The organism is Faucicola osloensis, assembly GCF_020041925.1.
GTDB lineage: Bacteria > Pseudomonadota > Gammaproteobacteria > Pseudomonadales > Moraxellaceae > Faucicola > Faucicola osloensis_D.
Genome location: NZ_CP083409.1, coordinates 1,948,701 through 1,971,245 on the forward strand (window position 1 = coordinate 1,948,701; position 22,545 = coordinate 1,971,245).

The window sequence follows — 22,545 nt, forward strand, 5'->3', positions numbered from 1 at the left end:
ATGATTGAAAGCTAGTATAAACTCATGTGGCTAAATTTTAACCAGTATTTTAACCAAAAATTTAATATAAATAATATCACATTGTAAAAATTATTTTACGTTATAATCATCGACATAAGTGAATCAATACAACTAAAAGGAATAATAACAATGAAAGGGCAAATAGCCAATTTCTCGCCGCAACATGGTCAAGGTATCATCATGGCGGAGGACGGAAAAAATTACCCATTTACTAGCCAACAATGGCAACAAGCCACGGCACCGATGGCAGGACAACAAGTAGAATTTAGTGTCGATGCGCAGGGTTATGCAGTGGCAGTTGTCGGTCTTGCCGCAGGCAATGCTATTAATCTGAACAAACCGATAGATAGCACGATTGCGCCCATCCCTCACGGCTATACAGACAACCCTACAACTGCCAACTATGGTCAAGTTACTCACGCAGTGGGCATGAATGCCGTCAATCCAGCATGGGCGATTGAAGAAAATTATGGCTTTTTTGATTGGGTCAAAAAAAGTCTCAGCAATTATGCCAATTTTAAAGGGCGTGCTAGACGTAAAGAATATTGGTATTTTTATTTGGCGTGGGTCATGTTGTATCTGGGTGGGGCAATTATCGATTATATGATTGGTACTGATGGCATTGTGGCGGGGCTTATTTCTTTGGCGTTAGTGATTCCCAATATTGCAGTAGGTGTTCGCCGTTTACATGATGTTAATAAATCAGGCTGGTGGATGCTGATCGCTTTTATTCCCATCATTGGCGGGATTATGCTGCTGGTATGGTATTGCACAGATACCAAGCCGAATGTCAACCAGTGGGGCGCCCCTGCTCGCCGCTTGCCTTGAGGCAGGTTGTTGTTGAGGCAGGGTTTTTAAACAGGGTCTTTAACAAGCTGCCCAGTCGGCAGCTTTTTTATATCTCAAGCTGTTGCACATCAGCTAGCTTTGGTAAATCTTGCAAGTTTTTAAGCCCAAAGGCGGCTAAAAACGCTGGGGTAGTATGCAGTAGTGCAGGACGTCCCAGCGTATCGCGAAATCCTTGCTCAATAATCCAGCCTTTATCAAATAGTTGCCGTAAGATATTGCTCAATACAGTCACGCCACGAATTTGCTCAATATCGCCACGCGTCACCGGTTGTTTGTAAGCAATCACACTTAACGTTTCTAATAACGCTTGGCTTAAGGTTTCTTGACGCTGGGGAAAAACTTGCTGAATAAGCGGGCTAAAGTCATTGGCGATTTGCAATCGGTAGCCGCTAGCAGTATCCGCTAAGGTTAACGCGCCTTGTGATAGACGCTGCTGCAAGACCGTGAGCGCCATGCTCAGTTGGTTTGGATTAATCGATAGCCAGTGACATAGCTGTTTGGCAGTAATCGGGGTTTCTGAGGCATGTAAAATCGCTTCGATAGATTTGCTATGCTGCTGGGCAAGCTGATGTTGTTGGTTAAAATCGGTCATGACGACGCCCATATCAAGGTTAGTTCGCTTACATCGGAAGTGTTGTCATCATCTTGTGCGACAAACTTTAGCATCCGCTGTTTGGCTAATTCCAAAATGGCAACGAAACTCACCACCACACCCAGTTTGCCTTGTGATTTATCTAATATGTCGTGGAAAGTGCCTTGACCACGACTTGCCAACATACGGCTAATACTTGCCATACGCTCTGCTAATGGTACGATATCGGCTTTGACATGGTGCATTTGGTAATCGGGCTTTAGCTGCATTTTGATTAAGCTGTCGGCAAGCATGGTGGCAGGATAGGGTGCCATCTCTTTGGCTAATATATCAGGGTTTGGCAAACTGGCGTATGCCAAAAACACATCGCGCTCAAGCCGCATTAACGCATCGATACGCTGACTGGCGTGTTTGATTTGGGCGTATTGTTCAAGTCTGTCAATCAGCTGCTTGGTGGGGTTTTTTTCATCCTCTGGCTGTTGCGGGCTTGGTAGTAACAATTCACTTTTGATAGCAATTAAGGTACTTGCCATCAGCAAATAATCGCCTGCCAACTCAAAATGATTGTCATCGAGCTCATCAATATAAGTCAGGTACTGCTCGGTAATCGGCAAAATCGCTGTGGTGGTGATATCAAAGTTATTTTTTTTGACTAAGTACAGCAAAAAATCCAGCGGACCTTCAAACTGCTCTAGCCAAATGGCAAAGGCTTCAGGCGGAATATAGAGGTCTTCGGGCAGACTTTGAACAGGCGTCTCAAAAATTCGAATGGCTAAATTGGTCACTACTGTCGAACCGCCACAAACAATCCTGCCCCAATGGATAGGGTAGAGCACAAATAGTTGCTGTCCTGTTCAAAGGCTGACAAAAACGCTGCTACTTCATCGGCATGAGAAATCACATTATCGACGATCAGCATATCGCTAAAGGTGAGCAATCGCTTAAAGTCAGCCACATAGTCACCATAAAACCTGCGCTCTGCATCCAAGAAAATCACATCAAAATGGGCGGTTGACTGACGTAAAAAATCCTTCGCATCGACTTGTTGTAGCGTGATATTGTGGTCAAACTGCAAGGTGCGCAGGTGATTGCGCGCGGTTAGTAATCGCCATTCATCAATATCAATCGAGGTCAATGTGGCAGTATCCGCGGTATTGGCGCGATTGATTTGGGCTAACGCATAGCCTAGCCATAGTGTAGAGTAGCCTGTTGATGTGCCAATTTCTAACATATTTTTAGCCCGCTTACTGATAACCAGACTGGCAAGAAACTCGGCTGAATCAGGCTCAAGGTGGCGATGTCGGTTGAGACGGTTGGGCTGCGCATCGTCAAAGGCTTTATCGGTTTGATAAAGCCTATCGGTGTAGGCTTTAAAGTGTGCAAATGACATGAGTGACTCGTTATTTTTTGAGTTTGGCAAGGGGTCTGATACCAATGGCTTTTCGTACTTTTTCAAGGCGTTTGCGCGCATCACGGCGGGCTTTTTCTGCGCCCATTTGTAGGATTTCTTCCAATTCCTTTGGATTCGCCATCAATTCATTGTAACGAGCCCGGAAAGGGGCAATTTCGCTGTTAATTTTTTCAAACAACACTTCTTTGGCATCCCCCCAAGCGATACCTTGTTCAAAACGTTGACGCAGTAGTTGTTGTTCTTCTGTGCTAGCAAATGCACGATAAATCTCAAAAATCGTGGATTCATCGGGGTTTTTGGGTTCTTCTGGCAATTGTGAATTGGTGACAATACGCATGATGGCTTTTCGCAGCGCTTTTTCACCGTCTACTTGCGACTGATTTGATGAAGGGTCGCCAAATAACGGAATGGTATTGCCATAGCTTTTTGACATTTTACGACCATCAAGCCCCGTCAGTAGCGGCGTGTCATCATCTACCATGGCTTCGGGCAGTACGAAAATCGGTTTTTCTGGGTCACAATAGCGAAAATTAAAGGTACCTGCGATATCACGTGCCATCTCGATATGCTGGATTTGGTCTTTCCCCACAGGGACATGGGTGGCATTAAACATCAAAATATCCGCAGCCATTAGCACAGGATAACTAAATAATCCCATCGAAATGCCAAAATCAGGGTCAGTGTCTGGCGTTTCACGGTTAGCATCTACGGCGGCTTTGTAGGCGTGCGCACGGTTCATCAACCCTTTAGCACAGTTACAGTTGAGTACCCAAGTTAGCTCTGGAATTTCGATAATGTCCGACTGGCGGTAAAACACCACCCGTTCAGGATCGAGACCACATGCAAGCCACGTCGCGGCAATTGCCTTGGTCGAGGCATGAATCGCCTCAGGGTCGTGGCATTTGATAAGTGCATGCAAATCCGCCAAGAAAAAATAAGCGTCGCTTTCTCCCGTACTGGCGCCTTGTATCGCCGATTGTATGGCTGGGCGAATGGCACCGACGTAGTTGCCAAGATGGGGAATACCACTGGTGGTGATACCCGTTAAAATGCAGCGCGGCGCGGCAGTTTTATCATTCATATTCAAAATTCCAAACAAAAGCAAAAAAAGTACAAAATAGGCAAAAAAATTGTCCGTTAGTATAGCGGTTTTTGACTATAAATTCATGCCAAAAATTGGCTGAGCCATATGAGCAAAATTAGCGGTAATAGCGGATACCAGTAGGCTGGGTTTTATAGCGCCGATGAAACCACATGTATTGGGTCGGGTCGATACGGATATAATTTTCTAATAGCTGATTGATGCGTTTGGCATCCGCTAATTCATCTTCGGTTGGGTAGTTGTCAATGATAGGCGAGAAGATGATGTGATAATGCGGTTTGCGACCTTTTGGCATCTCATCCGGGGTTTCCCGATAAAAATGCAATATCATTACGGCAGGCGGATTGGCTTTATTGCCGAGTTTTGCCATGCGACGTGGTGCGGTCAAGGTGGCAGCGGGTACCCCAAAAAAGTCTGCCATCACGCCTTGTTTTAGCCCAAAATCTTGGTCGGGGGTGATCCATACCACATGATTATCTTTAAGATTTTTGGCAAAATGGCGCATATCGCGATGACTGATTTGGTCGCTATAAACCTTTGAGCGAGCGTTAAAAATAAACCAATCAAGCAGCGCATTGTTTTGCGGTCGATACACCACATCCAGCGGGGTAAACATGGTGGTCAGCCGTCCACCCAAATCGAGCAAAGTCGAATGGATACCGAGTAAAATAACGGCTTTACCTTGCGATTGGGCGTTTTTGACATGGTGCAGCCCAGATACAGTGACACATCGGGTAAACACATCAGGTCGATACCACGCACACAGACTCTCAAATATCCCTACACCTGCATTGATAAAAATCTTCTCTGCCATCTCTAAACGCTGATCTTCGCTGAGCTCTGGGAATGCCAATGACAAATTGGTCAAAGTATCGGCTCGGCGGCTTTTAATTAGTCCAAATAACGATTTTCCCAAAAAATGACCGATTTTAAATTGATAGCGCAACGGCAAATAAATCAATGGCAAAATTAGCGCAACCCCAAGCCAAATCCCCCAATATTGCGGCAACAAAAACTGCCACTGAAAAGGCTTACGCGCTGTACGGTTATCTGATTGCAGTTTTTGCAACTCGCTCACCTTTGGCATGCCTTCAAGTGTTACGGTTGACTGATGCAGCAGATTGGCATCGACATTACTGGCACTATTATTACTGGCAGTATCAACCGAGTTCATTTTGGCTGTTGGGTCAAACATTTGGGGTTTATGATTTTGGGTTGGTTTCATAGGGTATGTTTCATTAAAAAAAGCATAAAAATATATAAAAAATGCAAAAATAAATGCTGTAGTAGCGACTTAGACCATTAAGTTTGTAAAACTGGTCAAAAAATATAGGCTAAAATATACAGGCTTTTAAGCTCATTGGCTCATTATACCAAACAACGACGCAGGCTAAAGCCAGTAAATTTGGTATATATTGGGTAACAGGGATACATTGAATGACGAATGACCACCAAACCATGTTACAATTTGCAAAATATTACAAAAAACTAGCAATTATTGTTTAACTTAATTACATGTTAATTTAGTTCAGTTGAAGATAATTGCTTTTATCTCTACCCCAGGATGACCTTATATAAAAAGGAGTTGACATGCAGACAAATTCCGCAATGACAAGTAACTCCCCCATGCTATCAAAGATAGTGTGGTTACTTGTTGCAATTATTGGCGCAGTGGCATTAGGGACAATCGCCCTGCACCGCGGCGAAAGTATCAATGCCGTATGGCTCGTCGCCGCTGCCGTGTGTTCGTACAGCATTGCTTATCGCTACTATAGCTTATTTATCGCCAAAAAAGTCTTTGAACTCAATCCCCGCCGCGTGACACCGGCTCACCGCCTAAAAGATGGCTTAGATTATGTTCCTACCAATAAATACGTCTTATTTGGTCACCACTTTGCTGCGATTGCTGGGGCAGGTCCATTAGTCGGTCCTATCTTAGCGGCACAAATGGGTTATTTGCCAGGTACGCTATGGCTCATCATTGGGGTGGTATTTGCAGGTGCAGTGCAAGATTTTACGGTACTATTTATCTCGACCCGCCGTGATGGCAAATCACTGGGTGAAATGGCAAAAGACGAGCTGGGTACTTTTACGGGTATTACGGTGATGCTCGGTGCACTCGGCGTGATGGTCATTATTCTTGCAGTACTGGCACTGGTGGTGGTGAAGGCGCTAGCGCACAGTCCTTGGGGACTATTTACCATCGCGGCAACGATTCCAATCGCGCTACTGATGGGCATCTACATGCGCTATTTACGCCCAGGTAAAATCATGGAAGTGTCTATCATTGGCTTTGTGTTGATGATGGCAGCGATTGTATTTGGTGGTGATATTGCCAAAGACCCGGCAATGGCTGAATTGTTTACCTTGACAGGTACCCAACTGACTTGGGCTTTGATGATTTATGGTGTGGTAGCATCGGTATTGCCTGTGTGGCTGCTGCTTGCGCCGCGTGATTATTTATCTACTTTTTTAAAAATAGGGGTGATTGCAGGTTTGGCAGTGGCGATTATCTTTACCATGCCAGAGTTAAAAATGCCCGCGGTTACCAAATTTATCGATGGCACGGGACCAGTATTTAAAGGCGGGTTATTTCCGTTCTTATTTATTACCATTGCTTGTGGTGCTATCTCTGGTTTTCACGCGTTGGTATCGAGTGGTACGACCCCAAAACTTGTGGACAATGAAGTAGATACTCGCGCCATTGGTTATGGTGCTATGCTCATGGAGTCGATGGTGGGTATCATGGCAATGATCTGTGCCACCATTCTTGACCCTGGTATGTATTTTGCGATTAATGCGCCAGCTGCGCTTTTAGGTACGACACCCGAGACCGCTGCAGCGGCTATCCAAAAATTGGGGTTTGTAATTACCCCTGATGCGCTTACGACGCTAGCGCAGCAAGTGGGTGAGAGCTCCATTATCTCACGGACAGGCGGTGCACCGACCTTTGCAATTGGGATGGCGCATATCCTGTCGTCTATCTTTGGTAGTACCGCGATGATGGGATTTTGGTATCATTTTGCGATTTTATTCGAAGCCTTGTTTATTTTGACGGCAGTCGATGCAGGGACGCGTGCTTGTCGTTTTATGGTACAAGATACCATCGGCATCGTGGTGCCGTCGGTACGTGGCTCAACCAATCTCGGCGTGCATTTGCTTGCGACTTTGATTGCAGTCGGCGCTTGGGGTTTCTTCGTCTACCAAGGCGTCATTGATCCGCTTGGCGGTATTAACTCATTGTGGCCGCTGTTTGGCATCGGTAACCAAATTTTGGCAGCCATGGCATTGACGCTAGGCACTGCAGTTTTATTCAAAATGAAAAAACAAAAGTATGCTTGGGTCACTGTGGCACCCACGGTTTTCTTATTGATTACCTGTCTGACAGCGGGTTGGCAAAAAATCTTCCATGAAAATCCAGCGATTGGTTTCTTAGCGCAAGCGCACAAATACAGCGCCGCGATTGCTAAAGGTGAAGTGTTAAAACCTGCCAAGACCTTGGATGAGATGCAAACCATCGTATTCTCAAACTATGTGGATGCCGTGCTTTGTGGCTTCTTTATGATTGTGTTGATTGTGATGATGGTTGGTACCATTCGCGCATTAACAAAAGCCTTGGCAAGTGATAAACCTACCGTGGTTGAAGGTGAGGCGATTTATGAAGATCCAAAACCCTTGAATATTTCTGCACCGCATTAGTGAAAAATTAACAGTGATTGCACTTATATTATGCAATTGCTTAATTTTCACCAAAACCATGCTAGGCAGATAGAAGGAGAGTCACATGAGTAATAACGCGTTAATCGCTAACTTGATTAAAATGACCTTAAAGGCGCAAAAGGAAGTAATTTTTAGCCCAAAAAATATGACCCGCCTAATCACGCTGGTCAAACGGATGCAACAAAGCTTTCGTTTGATGGTCGGTGTCCCTGATTATGCGACCTACGTTAGCCATATGCAGGAGCAGCATCCTGACCTAGAGCCAATGGATGAAAAGACCTTTTTTCGCTACTGCGTCGATGCGCGCTACCCGAGTAATGGCGGTAGCATGAAGCGATGCCCTTGCTAACGCTATAAATCGGTAAAAAACAGTCTAAAATTAGGCTGTTTTTTTTATCAAAAATTGAATTGTTAATTTTTGTAAATATTGGCAATGATTTTGCATACTATTGCCAGCTTGTCAGTTGACCACGCGTTGTTAATGCCTCACTTAGGGGCAAAAAAGGGATAGTGGTTAAAAAGATTTATTGATTTAGCAAGCGTTTTTGATTTTGCCTAAGTGTTTGACCATGTGAGTGAGGTGTGTTAATGCAGCAGCCAGTTTTGCATTCAAGTTTAGATGTGTTGTTTTTATTGATTGGGTCAGTGATGATTCTAGCGATGCATGCAGGTTTCGCGTTTTTAGAATTAGGCACGGTCAGGGCAAAAAACCAAGTCAATGCGCTCGGTAAGATTTTGGGCGATTTTTGTATTTCCACCATTGCCTATTACTTTATTGGCTATCCACTTGGATATGGTATCAATTTTTTTCATAGTACTGATGTTTTGTTGCTCGACAATGGCTATGAGCTGATGAAGTTTTTCTTCTTACTGACTTTTGCTGCCGCAATTCCAGCTATCGTATCAGGTGGGGTAGCAGAGCGTGCCAAAATATTGCCGCTTTTTTTGGCAACCTTTGTGATTGTGTCTTTCTTTTATCCTGTGATGGAAGGGGTGGTATGGAATGGCAATTATGGGTTGCAAGGTTTTTTTGCGTCGCTATTTGGCGTGCAATTTCATGATTTTGCGGGTTCTATCGTGGTGCATGCATTTGGTGGTTGGATAGCCTTGGGCGCGGTATTATTGCTTGGTGTCAGACGTAACCGCTATAAACACGGCTATGCCAGTACCCATCCACCGTCATCTATTCCGTTTTTGGCATTGGGTTCATGGATTTTGATTGTCGGTTGGTTTGGCTTTAATGTCATGTCGGCACAAAAAATCGGCAGTATCTCAGGACTGGTAGCCGTCAATTCGCTGATGGCGATGGTGGGCGGTACTTTGGTGTCGATGATAGTGGGCAAAAACGACCCAGGCTTTATGCATAACGGTCCGTTGGCAGGTCTGGTCGCAGTGTGTGCAGGCTCGGATATCATGCACCCTTTAGGCGCCTTAGTGGTCGGTGGTATCGCGGGCGGGTTGTTTGTATGGTTGTTTACCTTTACCCAAAATCGTTTAAAAATTGATGACGTACTTGGCGTATGGCCGCTGCATGGGGTGTGCGGATTGTGGGGTGGAATTGCCGTGGGTATCTTTGGGCAACATTGGCTTGGTGGTCATGGTGGCGTGAGTTTTTGGGCGCAGCTACTTGGCAGTTTAATGGGCGTCCTTTTTGCGACAGCGACAGGATTTTTGGTGTATGGGATTATCAAGCAGTTCATGGGACTACGTTTAGGCGATGAAGAAGAGTTCAATGGCGCGGATTTGTCGATTCATAAAATCTCCTCTACCTTTGATCGCGATATGTTTTAGTGATTTGAGTTTTAGCTATTTAGGTTTTAGCTATTGAGGTTTGAGTTATTTGGTTGAAAAAAAGGCAATCGTGAACGTGATTGCCCTTTTTTATTGTTTAATGATTCGTATGCGGCTAATGCGGCTTGGGTTCATCGGCCAATTTTTCAAATCGCTCTTTTTCTTTTTGTAGTTCATTTTTTGCGGTAGTCATATCGCTATCAAATAAGCTTTCGAGTTCTTGAATCGCCGATTGTGCTGAGGCAATCATCTCGGCTTCATCTTCATAGATGGCGCGCTGCCGTTCAATTAACGCGTCATCATAATCGCGGAACATTTGCACAGTTTTTCGTGCGGTTTTTGGCTCCATGCCCAATACTTCTAAAGTTTCGCGTGACATATCCAGCGAAGATAGGTAGGTTTCTCGCCAAATATACTTAACCCCCGCATCGCGCAAACGATAATAATGCTCACGGTTTTTGGCACGTGCCAAGATGGTCAGATGCGGATAATTGCGTACGGCATGATCGGCCACCGTTGCAGACAGCTCAATATCGCCAATGGCAATAATAAAAACTTTGGCTCGTTGAAGCCCTGCTGCGCGTAGGATTTCAGGATTTTGGGGATTGCCATAGTATACTTGGTTACCAAATTTGCGGACGAAATCGACTTGGTTGGCAGATTTTTCAATCGCGGTAAATTCAATATTGTGCATGCGTAGCACACGACCGATGATTTGCCCGACACGTCCAAAGCCTGCAATCACCACTGCGTGCTCATGGTTGGGTATTTTGTCGTATTCTTTACTGGGCTTAGCTTTGGCAAATATCGGATTGCCAATTTTTTCCAGTAATAAAAATGCCAGTGGCGTCATTGCCATTGAGACAGTCACCACAAGGTTTAGGATATTTTGTTGTTCACGGGTTAACAGATGCTGGGCGGTCGCCACGCTAAACAGTACAAACGCAAATTCCCCGCCTTGCGCTAGCGTCACCCCAAGACGGATACTGCTTTCGTTTTTGTTGCCCATGAGCCGTGCAATGATTGTCAGCACCACAAACTTAATGAGCATCAGCGATACTGCCAAGCCAATGATGAGTAAGGGCTTGGCGACAATTAATTTGACGTTGGTGAGCATACCGACTGACATAAAAAACAGCCCAAGCAGCAACCCCTTAAATGGCTCAATACTCGCCTCTAACTCGTGGCGGTATTCGGAGTCAGCCAGTAGTACCCCGGTTAAAAATGCCCCAAGTGCCATTGACAAGCCTATATAATTCATCAGTAGCGACACACCCAGTACGATAAACAACGCCGTGGCGGTGAGCAGCTCGGTGGCGTTACTAGAAGCCACGAATTTAAAGAAAGGACGTACCACAAACCGACTGACAAATATCATGCCAGCAAAAATACTGATGACTTTGGCAAAATAAATCCAATCGTAATTTTGCTCTTGCGCGCCCGACAAAAATGGCAATGCGGCAAGTAAAGGAATAACCGCGATATCTTGAAACAATAAAATAGTAAAGGCTTGCTGACCATGCGTGGTGGCAAGCTGCTTTTTTTCACCCAATAACTGCAACACAAACGCCGTTGATGACAGCGCCAAGCCAAAACCGATGACAAAACTATGTGATAGCCGAATATCTAAAAAATACCACGATAGCAGCATCAGCACCACGCCCGTGACAATCACCTGCAGCCCGCCTAACACAAAAATCTGTTGCCTAAGTGCCCAAAGCCGAGAGGGCTGTAGCTCTAAACCAATAATAAATAATAGCAGCACGACCCCAAATTCAGAAAAATGCAGCAAGTCATCGGGGTTACCCGCAACTTTTAAAAAACTTGGACCCAGCAATAAGCCTGTAAACAAATAACCCAATACCGTGGCGATACCAAAACGCTTGGCAAGCGGTATCAAAATCACTGCCGCACCCAAAAAGATAGTTGCGTCAAGCATCATAGAACTATCAGCACTGGCAGCAAGCACAAACATACAAAACCTCAAATATTTTTAATTTTTGACAAAAATTTTCCAAATCCCGTTATCGGCAATCGCATTTTTATAGGCGTCATTGCGTTTTTTACGGGGAGTTTGCCGACTGTCCACCACTTTAAAGTCTGCTAATGTTTGAATAACCAAACCTGTGCGATAAAAACGAATCCGTTCAGGCTCTAGCAATTCACCTTTAGGATTGCGACAAAACACATAAGCCCGTAAATCAATGAATTCACGATGCGCCACCAGCCGCACGTCTTCGCCTTTGGCTAGGGCATTTTCCATCGCCATCAACTGGGCATCCTCATACGGACCGCATTTTTCAACCAGTGCACCCACCGAGCCAAAATTTTTGGATTCTTTGGCTTTGGTACGGGTCAAATGTAGTTTTTGCACATGATAAATAAACTGCGGTATCTCAAGGCTTGCGGGTAATGGCAGATAATCAGGCGGCAATCCTGCTGAAGGATAAAACCCTTTGGCGCGGTCAATCAAAGCTTGCCAGGTTTGCTCATAGCTTTGCACCTCTGCCAAATTGCCTGCATAAATAGGCAAATCTTGAATTTGGGTGAGATAGGGCGGCGGAAAAAAATTATCCCGAAACTGGGCAATATCGGCTTGCAAGGTGGAGAGCAATAACTTGACCTGTTTTTTATGCGCCTTTTCATCGACCAGCAATGCTGGGGGATTGCTATTATCTGAGTTGTCTGAGCCATCAGATTGGGTGAGATGCAAGTTGGGTGCCACGAAAGGTGCAGAACGGTGTGTCATACGCGTTTAACCGAAGTAAGCTAATGATTTTTATATAGATTTAATAGAAACCTAATATAGATATTAAATACACATGTTTAATTGTGTGGCAAACGTTTAGCAAGCGTTTAGCAAACAAGGCTTGCCACAGTATGGTGCTGATTCATCCTAACATATTTAGCCTAAGTAATGGACACTATCACGCAGTTAATCGTAAGAAAAGTTAAGCAAGCAAACAGCAAACCCCACAAAACAAAAACTAAAAACGCTCAGCAACATCGACTTTTTGCACTTCGGGTCAAAAAGTCGGTTAGTGCGCGTGCGCATGGACAGGGGGTGTGCGGGCAATATCACAATTAAACTGCGCGGAGTGCGCATGCAAATCACTCTCAAATTGAATGGTACTGTGCCCAATGCCTAAATGCTGTAACTCGTGTTGTAAGTCTGATAATAGCGCATCAGTTTGCTGTAGGGTAAGCGAGCTTGGGACAATGATATGACAAGATAAACTATGTAAGCCGCTGGTAATCGTCCAGACATGTAAATCATGAACCGATAACACGTTTGGGTGGGCAGAGAGGGTTTGGATAATAACGCTTTGGTCAATATGATTGGGCGCGCCTTCCATCAAAATATGGGCGGCATTTTTGACAACAGCATAACCACTGCGAACAATCAGTAGCGCCACCAAAATACTCACTGCCGCATCTGCCCACACCCAGCCAAACAGCATAATCACAATAGCAGCAATAATCGCAGCCACCGAGCCTAGCAAGTCACTTAATACATGTAAATAAGCGCTTTTCATATTGAGATTATCAGTATCACCACCGTGCATCAGCTTCGCCACCACCAAATTGACAATAAGCCCAATAGTACTGATAACTAGCATACCCGTAGTGGCGATTTGTGGCGGCTGCTGAAAACGCAGCACCGCTTCATAGATAATACCTGCACTGATAATCAGTAGCGTCAGACCATTAATGAGCGCAATCAAAATCTCAAAACGGCGATAGCCAAAAGTTTTATGCGAGGTAGCAGATTTTTTACCGATGATAAACGCAAACAAAGTCATGGCAAGTGACACCGCATCACTAAACATATGACCTGCATCTGATAACAACGCCAAACTGCCAGTAATATAACCGCCGATGACTTCAACAATCATATAGCTTGCAATGATAGCAAACGCTATGGTGATGATACGCTGATTATCGGTATGGCTGTGACTATGACTATGACTGTGGTCAGCGTCATCATGGCGGTGATTGTTGCCATGACCATGCGCATTAGGCTGCTCATGATGTGGCACATGAGGGTCGTCAAGGTGCGCGTCAGTAGGCTGCTTTGAATCTTGAAGCGGTTTTGGTGTCATTGTTATTTACTTACCCTAATCAATGGTAAAAATTAGCTAAATTGTAACCCAATCAGCGAGTTGAAAAAAGCCCATTTAAACATCACCCTAAAATAAACGGTTTAGCAAAATCAATTGTTTTGCAAGTACCATTAAGACCAACTCATCGGATCAATGTCAATCGATAGTCTGGCATACTTTGCCGATGGCAACGCAATCGTCTGTCGCCACCAGTCCGACAATAGCTGCTGGCGAACGTGGCGTGTTTTGGTCAAAATTAATAAATGTGAGTGATAGCGACTGTTTTTCTTTGCCATCGGCGCATCCACCGGGCCATTAATCGCAATACCCAAGGCTGTCATGTGCTGGCGTGATGGCAACAGCGCCATCGCTTGATGCAAAATTTGCTGATTGTTTTCTAACGATTTGCTTTCCACCCGTACTAAACAAGCGTAAGTAAATGGCGGTAATCCCAACATGCACCGCTCAGCCAATAATTGCTGGGCAAAACTTAGATATCCTTCACGTACCAAAGTCAGTAACGCAGGATTTTCAGGTTGTAGGGTCTGTATCAGTACCAGACCCGCTTTATCGGCACGACCTGCACGACCTGCCACTTGGATAATCAGCTGGGCGGTATGCTCAGGCGAGCGAAAATCTGAGGATAAAAAACCACGGTCCGCATTGGGGATTGCCACCAAGGTCACATTGGGGAAATGATGCCCTTTTGCCACCATTTGCGTGCCCACCAAAATAGCTTTGGGATTGTCAGCAATACGCTGATACACTTGCTCCCAACTGTTTTTTTTACGCGTGGTATCGCGGTCAATTTGAATCACAGGCGCATCGGGGAAAAGCTCAGTTAACCCTTCAACCATCCGCGCAGTGCCCATGCCTACAGGGTCAAGATTGCTACTACCACAGCTGGGGCAATGTGTCGGGATGGCTTGCTGCCAATCGCAGTGATGGCATTTTAGCATTGCCACTGGCTGAAAATGCACTGTCAAATGCGCATCACAGCGCGGGCAGTCTGCTTGCCAACCGCAAGCATCACACAATAAGATGGGCGCGTAGCCACGACGGTTTAAAAATACCAATACTTGCTCATCTTTATCCAACGTTTGCCGAATGGCTTGAATTAAGCTTTGCGCCAAACCGTTTTGCCATGCCTGTTGGCGCGCATCAATCAGCTGCATGATGGCAGGTTTGGCATCGCCTGCACGCTGGGTCAAAGTAAGCTCGGTAAGTTTACCTTGTTGTACCAAATACAGGCTTTCAAGCGATGGCGTCGCGGTGCCCAAAATCACCGGACAATTAAGCTGAAACCCACGATAGAGCGCCACGTCACTGGCGTGATAGCGCAGAGAGTCTTGCTGTTTGTAAGATTGGTCATGCGACTCATCGACAATAATCAGCCCTAAATTGGCAAATGGGTATAACACTGACGAACGCGTACCGATAATAATTTGCGCATAGCCCAGTCGGCATTGTTGCCAGCCATCAAGCCGCACGGTGTCATTAAGTCCCGAATGTAGCATCAATACTTGGGCTTCAAATCGTTCGGCAAATCGCTGTCTGGTCTGTGGGGTCAGCCCAATTTCTGGCACTAAGATAAGCACTTGTTTGCCTTGCGCCAGTACCGTTTGCATCACTTGCAAATATACTTCGGTCTTGCCACTTCCCGTAATCCCATTGAGCAAAAAACCTTCATAGTGTGGCTGCTTGCAGGCATGGGTGATTTTTTGCACCGCTTGTTGTTGCTGCAAATTTAAGGTGAGCGGCGTGGTGGCAAGCTTAGCAAGCTTGGGTAAAGATGGCATTTGATAAACAGGCGCAATCAGACCTTTTTGCTCAAATTTTTTTAAATAAGCGGGTTCGACACCGTTGTCTACCAGCGCAAACTCACTTACAAGCTTTGTGTCATTACCATGCGAATTGCTATGCGAGTTAATGACCAGTTCACATAAAGCAAATTGTTGGCGTTGTTTTTTGGCACTGGCGGAAAAATCCTCGTCAGTGGCATCACGTAATTGTTGCCAACATAATTGTCGGTAGTCAAGCGTCATCCCTTGACGAATTAACGTCGGCAGCATGACAGAAAACACATCGCCAAGCGGATAGCAGTAATAAGCAGACAGCCAATAAGCGAGTTTTAGCAATGCCTCATCGATAATCGGCACTTCATCAAGTATGTCCAATACAGGTTTAATGGCATTTTGCGTAAGCTGACTGTGCTCAATATGCGCCACCACAATGCCGACCAATTTGCGCGCACCAAACGGTACTCGGACGCGGCAGCCAATCGCAGGCAACGCATCGCCCACAACGCGATAATCGAACACCGAATCAATGGGGACAGGTAAGGCAACTTGTATCAGCAAAACACACCTTTAAAAATTGTTGTAGGGTTGAATTATAGCCCAATTCTATACGTTAAACTGTGGTCAGATGGGCAAAAATTTGACATAAAAAAAGGCAAGTCTTGTAACTCACCTTCCATTTGAGCGGGTTAACAGTCATCTAAAACCAAAATCAATCTAAAACCAAAATCGCTTCAATTTCTACCACCGCACCTTTTGGTAAGGCAGCGACTTGCACCGCGGCACGGGCAGGGTAAGGGGCAGTTAAGCGCGCCGCAAAAATCTCATTTAAGGCCGTAAAATCTGCCAAATCAGTGAGTGAAACATTAAACTTCACCACATTGGCTAACGAACCGCCTGCGGCTTGGCAGATAGCCTCGATGTTCGACATGACTTGATTGGCCTGATTAACAAAGCCATCGGCTAGGGTCATGGTGTTTGGGTCGAGTCCGATTTGACCTGAAATATAAACAGTCTTATCAACTTTCACGGCTTGTGAATAAGTGCCTACCGCAGCAGGGGCATTGTCAGTATGAATGATGTCACGGCTCATATTATTTCCTATTACAGTATGATGGGTTTATAAAATATCTTTATTTTTTGGTGCAGACGTGTTTTGGCTCTGAGAAAGTAGCACTTCGTCATTCCATTGATACAGTCTTACAATATTGGGGTAGCCCAAGAAGGTACGTAGGCGCTGAATTAAGCTTGTAATCTGGTCACGGCTTTGCACCACCACAAACAGCAAGGTATAGCCATTACGCTGTTCGATATATTCAAAACCCGCTTGAGTGTCACGTACAATAAAGATTAAATCGCTGATTTGCTCATCGGTCAAGTTTTGATTAATTTTTAGCGCGGCATCAAAATAAATACGCTTGGATATCTCATCCTCACTGTTAGACATTCGCCAATGTAGCGGAATCACTTGGTATTCGTTGACACGGCGAATTTCATCAATTGAAAAACATTTGTGTCGATGTACCACCAAGCCATTTTTTGAAATATGCCCGACAATCGGGTCGCCATATACCGGATGACAACAGCTTGAAAACGTCATCTCCATGTTGGCTGCATCCGCAATCAAGCTTTGCGGTTGGTTAGCGGCATGGGCGCTGGCTTGGTTTTTGGCAAGCTGCTCTTGGGTCAATAAGCGCGAAACGGCAATCTGCGGCAGCAATTTACCTGTGGTAAACTCCGTAAAGAACGCACTTTTATCCTGTAAGCCCCGCCAATCAAGTAGCAATTGCCATTGCTCATCACTCACATCAGCGAGTGAAAGATTTTGCGTTTTAAGCGCGCGCTCAAAGGCGGTTTTACCTTCGTGCTCTTTTTGCTCAGGATTTAAGCCTTTTAACCATTCAAACAACGCACGCCGTGCTTTATTGGTTGCCACAAAACCCAGCCACTCCGCTTTTGGAATCGCATTGGGGTCGGTATGAATTTTGACCCTATTGCCAGTTTTCAAAATCGTACCCAGTTTGGCTTCGACGCCATTGATCTCAGCGCCCGTTGCACGGTTACCGATATGGGTACTGATAGTATAGGCAAAGTCAAGCGCTGTGGAGCCGCGCGGCAACTCATAGGCATCACCGTTTGGGGTATAGCAAATAATTTTACGTTCATGAAGATAATCAATCAGTTTATCGACCACCGTCACCGCATCAGACGGCTGCTCTTCGATATCGCTTTCATTGTCGGCAATCAAGTTTTGCAGATTGCGTAGAGACGCCTGAATCACCGACTGGCTAAGAGGCGATGCGGCTTCACCCATCAAAATCCCCAAACGGGTGGTTTTGAGCATGGTTTTAGTCAAAATGACCACTTTGATGGTGTCATGGTCGTTTTTATAGGTGATGGTAAATGATTGGTTGCCCCCCGCACGCGGATGACGGATATTGTCTTCGATACACTCAGCCGCAATTTGGTATTTATTGATAAAATACTTGGCGATTTGGTCGCAGTCTTCCACTTTATCCATGACTAGCATAAATTCATAGTGCCACAGCAAATCGGTAATTTCGCCGCGGTTTTTAAAAAACTGGCGAAACAAAGTCACGCGGTTATCGACATCTTTGACATAACCTTTAACGCCCAGTCGGCTCAAAACAATATTTAAATAGTTATGAATAGCCTCTTGTTGAAAGGTGCGCCCCAAGCCATGCTGCATAAGCTTATCGGATAATTTATTATACATAGGCGCATTTAGGCTGCGATAACATAAAATTTCGATATAGTCGGCTAAATCATTAAGCCCAAGCGTACGAGCAAACGGCACATAAAAATCCAACGTTTCTTGTGCAGTTGCCTGTTGTTTTTTTTCGGGCACCGCTTCGATGGTGGTCATATTGTGCAAGCGGTCAGCCAATTTGACAATCAACACGCGCGGATCTTCTAGCGTTGCGGTAATAATGCGATAAAAAGTCGCGGCTTTATTGATGTGTTTTTCATTGGAGGATTTTAATTTGGTAACACCATTGACGATTTGGGCAACTGCCTTGCCAAACTCTCGGGTCAAATCTTCTTCAGTGGTAGGTGTATCTTCCACGGTATCATGCAAAATCGCCGCCACAATGGTATCGACATCCATGCGAAAACTACCCAAAATCTCCGCTACCGCCATAGGGTGGGTGATATAAGGCTCGCCGGATTTGCGTTTATCTTTGATATGGGCTTGGTCGCCAAAGGCACAGGCTTTGAGAACAATTTGCTGTTCGGCATCATCCAAATAATCCAATACACGCATTAGGTCAAACTGTGCAATATCCACATCAGGATGGCTTAATTTTGGTAAAGTTGATATATTCAAAAATGTGCCCTCAACGTACGATCGATAGGTTTAACCTGCTAAAAAATTCATATTGTCCTGGTCAGCAGGTAACTCTATCATAAAAAACGGTTGGATAAAAATAGCTGGCATCAAACCAGCTAAAGTTAGTAAAAACGTATTATAAAGATATCTTAATTATTCGCAAAATTACCGTGAATTGTCAAGCTAAGTTACATATAATTCCACGTTTCATTCAATTAAAAAGTCACCTAAAAAAGGTGACTCTTTATAAAATAATAGTCGCTAACTATTAACAGTGGCTTAAGCTATCGTTAGAATCCATGACCATTTGAAATGCTCAAATCGACATGGTGAAATTTGTTAGGCAATTCGCGCTCAGGTTGATTTAAGATATCTTTAGTCACAAGGCCTTCAGCGATTTCGCGCAGGGCAAGTACGGTTGGTTTATCATTTTCACGCTCAACCATAGGTTCTGATACACCGCGTGCGATTTGGCGCGCGCGTTTACTGGCAACAAGAATCAAATCAAAACGGTTGTGGATATTTTCTAGACAATCTTCTACAGTGACACGTGCCATGACGATGGTTATCCTATTCAAAACTAAAAAAGTAATTGATTATTTTAACAAAATTAAACCCATATTGCCAGTGACAATGCACTAATCCAAGATTTTTAACCCTGCTTTGTTTTCACGTTTTGGACGTTGTGCATCGGTGGACTCGGCTGGTTGACTGGCATTCATTTCAGATTGCGGTGCATTATCGTATTCCGTTGGGTCAAAGAACATGCCTTGTGAATTTTCTCTGGCATAAATCCCCATCACCGCTTGCATCGGCACCCATAATTCTTGCGAAACACCGCCAAATCGTGCATGAAAATTAATAAAATCATTATTAATGACCAAATTACCTGTAGCACGGCTAGCGATATTAAGTACGATACGACCATCTTGCACATATTCGACAGGCACCGTGACATTGGGCTGCGTCGTATCGACCATGATATGTGGGGTCAGGTTATTGTCTTCAAGCCATTCAAAAATAGCGCGTACCATATAAGGGCGAGTCGGGGTTAGTTGAAAGTCGTTTTCCATGGTGATTCTCTTATTTTAATGATTACTATTTTAAACTAGTTTTAAAGGTTGGGCGATTAAACATCCGCTCCATATATTGATACAACGGACGGCACAGGTGCAGCGGCAATTCAATACCCATGGGTTTTAAGCGATATAAAATCGATGACAAAATGCAATCACATATACCCATGGTATCTGAAAGAAAAAAAGCTTTATGGGCAAACAGCGGCGCTATGGTAACCAGTGATTCAGTCAGTTGCTTTCTTGCAATCTTTGCTTGATTGACATCTAAGGTATCCTTATCGGTCAATAGCGTATCTGCCAATTTAATCCAATCTTTCTCAATGCGCCACCATAATTGACGGTATTGCGCCTTTTCAATCGGATTTTCAGGTAGCAGTTTGTTCTGATGATAGCGCTCTTCAAGGTATTCAAAAATAATGCGATTGTTATATAAAATCAATTCGCGATGAATAAATACCGGCAGCGTGTTGTAAGGGTTGATATCAGGTAAATCTTCGGCAAAATCCTCATCATCACGAATGTTCGTCTCACTAAATTCTATTTTTTTCTCAAGTAAAACCAGTCTTAATTGGTGACTTAGGTAGCCATCATCGGCATAAATCAACGGGGTGTTCGAAGTAGGGGTCAACATAATTAAAAATAATAAGCTGTATCAGCGTAAAGGATAAGCCTAGCTTAAAATGACTGAATTAGCAATAACTGTGAAAGTTATCATACCAACCAAGCAATAAATGCGCATAAAAAAAGGCAGCCTAAGCTACCTTTTTTTATATCAACCCTTATTTAACGTCTTTCCAAAATTCTTTATTGAGTAAGTAAACTGGAATTAATAACGCAAGTAAGAATAAAATGACCCAAAAACCATACACTTTACGTTGGTGCGCTTGAGGCTCTGCCATCCACGCCATAAAGTTGACGATATCACCAATATTACGACGATATTCTTCTTTTGAGGTGTTCATTTGCATATCATGAAGGACGAACGGCATGGCAACATTGGGTAGTACGATGTTGTTGGCACCCCAAGGACGACTTGGATCTTCATAGAAGGCTAACAAGTACGTATAAACCCAATCGTTACCACGTAGACGTGTTTCAAGTGACAAATCAGGTGGCTGCGCACCAAACCAAGCTTTTTGAAGCTCTGGGTCTACGCCTGCATTGATATGGTCACCGACTTGGTCAGTGGTCAGCATCAAGTATTTTTCCACCAACTCTTTTGGAATGTCCAAGTCTTTGTACATTTTTGAGTAGCGAACATACTGCGCTGAGTGACAGCCTGCACAGTAACTCATGAATAATGAGGCACCACGTTGAATAGACGCTTTATTGGTCAAATCCACAGGCGCGGTTTCACACGCCAAATGCGCGTCTTTACCATCAACCGTTTTGTAGGTGCCACAGCCGCCTTCGCTAGCTTGTGCAGCTGTCGCGCCCAAACCTAGTGCAACTGTCAAACCCAATCCAGCAACTAATTTTTTAACCGCTTTCATTAGTGACCTCCAGTTACACGTTCAGGTGGCTGTTTGCAAGTTTCAATCGATGTATAGATTGGCATTAGCAAGAAAAACAAGAAATACAAAATAGTACAAATACGTGCCACAAGCGTTGCGGTATCACTTGATGGAATTACCCCTAAGTAACCTAAGATCAAGAAACTAACAACAAAGATAGCAAGTGCAATTTTTGACAACATACCTTTATAACGCATTGAACGCACAGGTGATTTGTCTAACCAAGGCAATACAAATAAAATAGCAATTGATGCTGCCATCACAATAACACCCGGCAGGGCTGAACCAAACATAGACGGAGTTGCACGTAACATCGCATAAAAAGGCGTATAGTACCAAACAGGGGCAATGTGAGCAGGGGTCTTAAGTGGGTTTGCTGCTTCAAAGTTTGGTGGCTCAAGGAAGAAACCGCCGCCTTCTGGGAAGAAAAATACCACGGTAAAGAAAATGATAAAGAATACCACAATACCAATCATATCATGCACGGTGTAGTACGGGTGGAAAGCCACACCATCAAGGGGTACACCATTTTTATCTTTAAGTTTTTTGATATCGATACCATCTGGGTTGTTAGAACCAACATGGTGCAATGCTACCAAGTGAACAAATACCAGACCCACTAAAATCAAAGGAATCGCAACAACGTGTAACGCGAAGAAGCGGTTTAGGGTAATACCAGAGATGATATAGTCACCTTTTACCCATTCTCCCAATGCATCACCAATAAATGGAATCGCTGCTGGTAAGTTTAAAATAACCTGCGCACCCCAGAAAGACATATTACCCCAAGGTAATAAGTAACCGAAGAAACCTTCTGCCATTAAGCACAGATAGATACCCATACCGATGAGCCAAACCAGTTCACGGGGTTTTTGGTATGAACCATACAACAAGCCACGGAACATATGCAGATACACGACCACGAAGAATGCCGAGGCACCAGTTGAGTGCATATAACGAATTAACCAACCACCTTGTACATCACGCATAATGTATTCTACAGAAGCAAATGCGCCTTCTGCACTTGGGTTGAACATCATGGTTAGCCAAATACCCGTCACTAACTGATTGACCAATACCACCATCGATAATACGCCAAAGAAGTACCAAAAGTTGAAATTCTTTGGTGCGTAATACTTTGACATATGGTATTCATAAGTTTCTGTCGCTGGAAAGCGCGCATCCACCCAATGCATAAATTTCTTTGCATTC

20 protein-coding genes are annotated in these 22,545 nt (G+C 44.4%); 4 read left to right on the forward strand and 16 right to left on the reverse strand.

From position 1 onward, the window contains the following. Positions 1–150: 150 nt before the first annotated feature. Positions 151–849 carry a DUF805 domain-containing protein gene (locus tag LAJ61_RS08630; RefSeq protein WP_224053586.1) on the forward strand — a complete coding sequence of 233 codons (699 nt, stop codon included), beginning with the start codon at positions 151–153 and terminating at the stop codon, positions 847–849. Positions 850–916: 67 nt separating this feature from the next. Here the strand turns inward: LAJ61_RS08630 and scpB are convergent, their stop codons facing one another. The 5 genes from scpB to LAJ61_RS08655 form a co-directional block, all read right to left on the reverse strand. Further along, positions 917–1,462, reverse strand: a complete 546-nt coding sequence (gene scpB / locus LAJ61_RS08635) for an SMC-Scp complex subunit ScpB (protein ID WP_224053587.1) — start codon at positions 1,460–1,462, stop codon at positions 917–919. After that, positions 1,459–2,247 (reverse strand): segregation and condensation protein A, encoded by a 789-nt coding sequence (locus tag LAJ61_RS08640; RefSeq protein ID WP_224053588.1) that lies wholly within the window; start codon positions 2,245–2,247, stop codon positions 1,459–1,461. Before LAJ61_RS08640 ends, scpB begins: the two co-directional genes overlap by 4 nt. Continuing rightward, complete coding sequence (locus LAJ61_RS08645) at positions 2,247–2,852, reverse strand: O-methyltransferase (RefSeq protein ID WP_224053589.1); 606 nt, start codon at positions 2,850–2,852, stop codon at positions 2,247–2,249. Before LAJ61_RS08645 ends, LAJ61_RS08640 begins: the two co-directional genes overlap by 1 nt. Positions 2,853–2,862: 10 nt before the next feature. Further along, positions 2,863–3,954, reverse strand: a complete 1,092-nt coding sequence (gene trpS, locus LAJ61_RS08650; protein ID WP_224053590.1) for a tryptophan--tRNA ligase — start codon at positions 3,952–3,954, stop codon at positions 2,863–2,865. 118 nt (positions 3,955–4,072) lie between these two features. Then, positions 4,073–5,062, reverse strand: coding sequence for an LpxL/LpxP family acyltransferase (locus LAJ61_RS08655; RefSeq protein ID WP_224054837.1), 990 nt, complete (start codon positions 5,060–5,062; stop codon positions 4,073–4,075). Between the two features lie 521 nt (positions 5,063–5,583). Between LAJ61_RS08655 and LAJ61_RS08660 the strand changes: the two genes are divergently transcribed. From LAJ61_RS08660 to LAJ61_RS08670, 3 genes are all read left to right on the forward strand, one after another. Beyond that, positions 5,584–7,674, forward strand: a complete 2,091-nt coding sequence (locus LAJ61_RS08660; protein ID WP_409035001.1) for a carbon starvation CstA family protein — start codon at positions 5,584–5,586, stop codon at positions 7,672–7,674. Positions 7,675–7,759: 85 nt separating this feature from the next. Continuing rightward, entirely contained in the window at positions 7,760–8,044 is a 285-nt protein-coding gene (locus LAJ61_RS08665; protein WP_036598588.1) for a YbdD/YjiX family protein, read from the forward strand. A 239-nt stretch (positions 8,045–8,283) separates the two neighbouring features. Next, positions 8,284–9,486 (forward strand): ammonium transporter, encoded by a 1,203-nt coding sequence (locus LAJ61_RS08670; protein WP_224053592.1) that lies wholly within the window; start codon positions 8,284–8,286, stop codon positions 9,484–9,486. Positions 9,487–9,601: 115 nt separating this feature from the next. Here the strand turns inward: LAJ61_RS08670 and LAJ61_RS08675 are convergent, their stop codons facing one another. From LAJ61_RS08675 to LAJ61_RS08725, 11 genes are all read right to left on the reverse strand, one after another. Beyond that, entirely contained in the window at positions 9,602–11,461 is a 1,860-nt protein-coding gene (locus LAJ61_RS08675; protein ID WP_224053593.1) for a monovalent cation:proton antiporter-2 (CPA2) family protein, read from the reverse strand. Between the two features lie 18 nt (positions 11,462–11,479). Beyond that, complete coding sequence (locus LAJ61_RS08680; protein ID WP_224053594.1) at positions 11,480–12,235, reverse strand: hypothetical protein; 756 nt, start codon at positions 12,233–12,235, stop codon at positions 11,480–11,482. Between the two features lie 289 nt (positions 12,236–12,524). Then, on the reverse strand, positions 12,525–13,589 hold the full coding sequence (locus tag LAJ61_RS08685; protein WP_224053595.1) for a cation diffusion facilitator family transporter: 1,065 nt from the start codon (positions 13,587–13,589) through the stop codon (positions 12,525–12,527). 131 nt (positions 13,590–13,720) lie between these two features. Then, positions 13,721–15,949 (reverse strand): primosomal protein N', encoded by a 2,229-nt coding sequence (locus LAJ61_RS08690; protein ID WP_224053596.1) that lies wholly within the window; start codon positions 15,947–15,949, stop codon positions 13,721–13,723. A gap of 151 nt (positions 15,950–16,100) precedes the next feature. Next, complete coding sequence (locus LAJ61_RS08695) at positions 16,101–16,481, reverse strand: Rid family detoxifying hydrolase (RefSeq protein ID WP_224053597.1); 381 nt, start codon at positions 16,479–16,481, stop codon at positions 16,101–16,103. Between the two features lie 27 nt (positions 16,482–16,508). After that, entirely contained in the window at positions 16,509–18,674 is a 2,166-nt protein-coding gene (locus LAJ61_RS08700; RefSeq protein ID WP_224054838.1) for an HD domain-containing protein, read from the reverse strand. A 356-nt stretch (positions 18,675–19,030) separates the two neighbouring features. Then, positions 19,031–19,297: a DNA-directed RNA polymerase subunit omega gene (gene rpoZ / locus LAJ61_RS08705; protein WP_224053598.1), complete on the reverse strand. Its 267-nt coding sequence runs from the start codon at positions 19,295–19,297 to the stop codon at positions 19,031–19,033. 81 nt (positions 19,298–19,378) lie between these two features. Further along, positions 19,379–19,813, reverse strand: a complete 435-nt coding sequence (locus LAJ61_RS08710) for a ClpXP protease specificity-enhancing factor (protein WP_224053599.1) — start codon at positions 19,811–19,813, stop codon at positions 19,379–19,381. 25 nt (positions 19,814–19,838) lie between these two features. Then, positions 19,839–20,450: a glutathione S-transferase N-terminal domain-containing protein gene (locus tag LAJ61_RS08715; RefSeq protein WP_144917348.1), complete on the reverse strand. Its 612-nt coding sequence runs from the start codon at positions 20,448–20,450 to the stop codon at positions 19,839–19,841. A 148-nt stretch (positions 20,451–20,598) separates the two neighbouring features. Beyond that, a complete protein-coding gene (locus LAJ61_RS08720; RefSeq protein ID WP_144917350.1) occupies positions 20,599–21,312 on the reverse strand; it encodes a cytochrome c1 in 714 nt (237 codons plus the stop codon). Next, entirely contained in the window at positions 21,312–22,529 is a 1,218-nt protein-coding gene (locus LAJ61_RS08725) for a cytochrome b (RefSeq protein WP_172823566.1), read from the reverse strand. Before LAJ61_RS08725 ends, LAJ61_RS08720 begins: the two co-directional genes overlap by 1 nt. Between the last annotated feature and the right edge of the window lie 16 nt (positions 22,530–22,545).

What these genes read in the sequence shown, in the direction of transcription:
- LAJ61_RS08630 (WP_224053586.1), top strand. Translation starts at nt 151, where the DNA reads ATGAAAGGGCAAATAGCCAATTTCTCGCCGCAACATGGTCAAGGTATC.
- scpB (WP_224053587.1), bottom strand. Translation starts at nt 1,462, where the DNA reads ATGACCGATTTTAACCAACAACATCAGCTTGCCCAGCAGCATAGCAAA.
- LAJ61_RS08645 (WP_224053589.1), bottom strand. Translation starts at nt 2,852, where the DNA reads ATGTCATTTGCACACTTTAAAGCCTACACCGATAGGCTTTATCAAACC.
- trpS (WP_224053590.1), bottom strand. Translation starts at nt 3,954, where the DNA reads ATGAATGATAAAACTGCCGCGCCGCGCTGCATTTTAACGGGTATCACC.
- LAJ61_RS08655 (WP_224054837.1), bottom strand. Translation starts at nt 5,062, where the DNA reads ATGCCAAAGGTGAGCGAGTTGCAAAAACTGCAATCAGATAACCGTACA.
- LAJ61_RS08660 (WP_409035001.1), top strand. Translation starts at nt 5,584, where the DNA reads ATGACAAGTAACTCCCCCATGCTATCAAAGATAGTGTGGTTACTTGTT.
- LAJ61_RS08665 (WP_036598588.1), top strand. Translation starts at nt 7,760, where the DNA reads ATGAGTAATAACGCGTTAATCGCTAACTTGATTAAAATGACCTTAAAG.
- LAJ61_RS08670 (WP_224053592.1), top strand. Translation starts at nt 8,284, where the DNA reads ATGCAGCAGCCAGTTTTGCATTCAAGTTTAGATGTGTTGTTTTTATTG.
- LAJ61_RS08675 (WP_224053593.1), bottom strand. Translation starts at nt 11,461, where the DNA reads ATGTTTGTGCTTGCTGCCAGTGCTGATAGTTCTATGATGCTTGACGCA.
- LAJ61_RS08680 (WP_224053594.1), bottom strand. Translation starts at nt 12,235, where the DNA reads ATGACACACCGTTCTGCACCTTTCGTGGCACCCAACTTGCATCTCACC.
- LAJ61_RS08685 (WP_224053595.1), bottom strand. Translation starts at nt 13,589, where the DNA reads ATGACACCAAAACCGCTTCAAGATTCAAAGCAGCCTACTGACGCGCAC.
- LAJ61_RS08695 (WP_224053597.1), bottom strand. Translation starts at nt 16,481, where the DNA reads ATGAGCCGTGACATCATTCATACTGACAATGCCCCTGCTGCGGTAGGC.
- LAJ61_RS08700 (WP_224054838.1), bottom strand. Translation starts at nt 18,674, where the DNA reads ATGCGTGTATTGGATTATTTGGATGATGCCGAACAGCAAATTGTTCTC.
- rpoZ (WP_224053598.1), bottom strand. Translation starts at nt 19,297, where the DNA reads ATGGCACGTGTCACTGTAGAAGATTGTCTAGAAAATATCCACAACCGT.
- LAJ61_RS08710 (WP_224053599.1), bottom strand. Translation starts at nt 19,813, where the DNA reads ATGGAAAACGACTTTCAACTAACCCCGACTCGCCCTTATATGGTACGC.
- LAJ61_RS08715 (WP_144917348.1), bottom strand. Translation starts at nt 20,450, where the DNA reads ATGTTGACCCCTACTTCGAACACCCCGTTGATTTATGCCGATGATGGC.
- LAJ61_RS08720 (WP_144917350.1), bottom strand. Translation starts at nt 21,312, where the DNA reads ATGAAAGCGGTTAAAAAATTAGTTGCTGGATTGGGTTTGACAGTTGCA.
- LAJ61_RS08725 (WP_172823566.1), bottom strand. Translation starts at nt 22,529, where the DNA reads ATGCATTGGGTGGATGCGCGCTTTCCAGCGACAGAAACTTATGAATAC.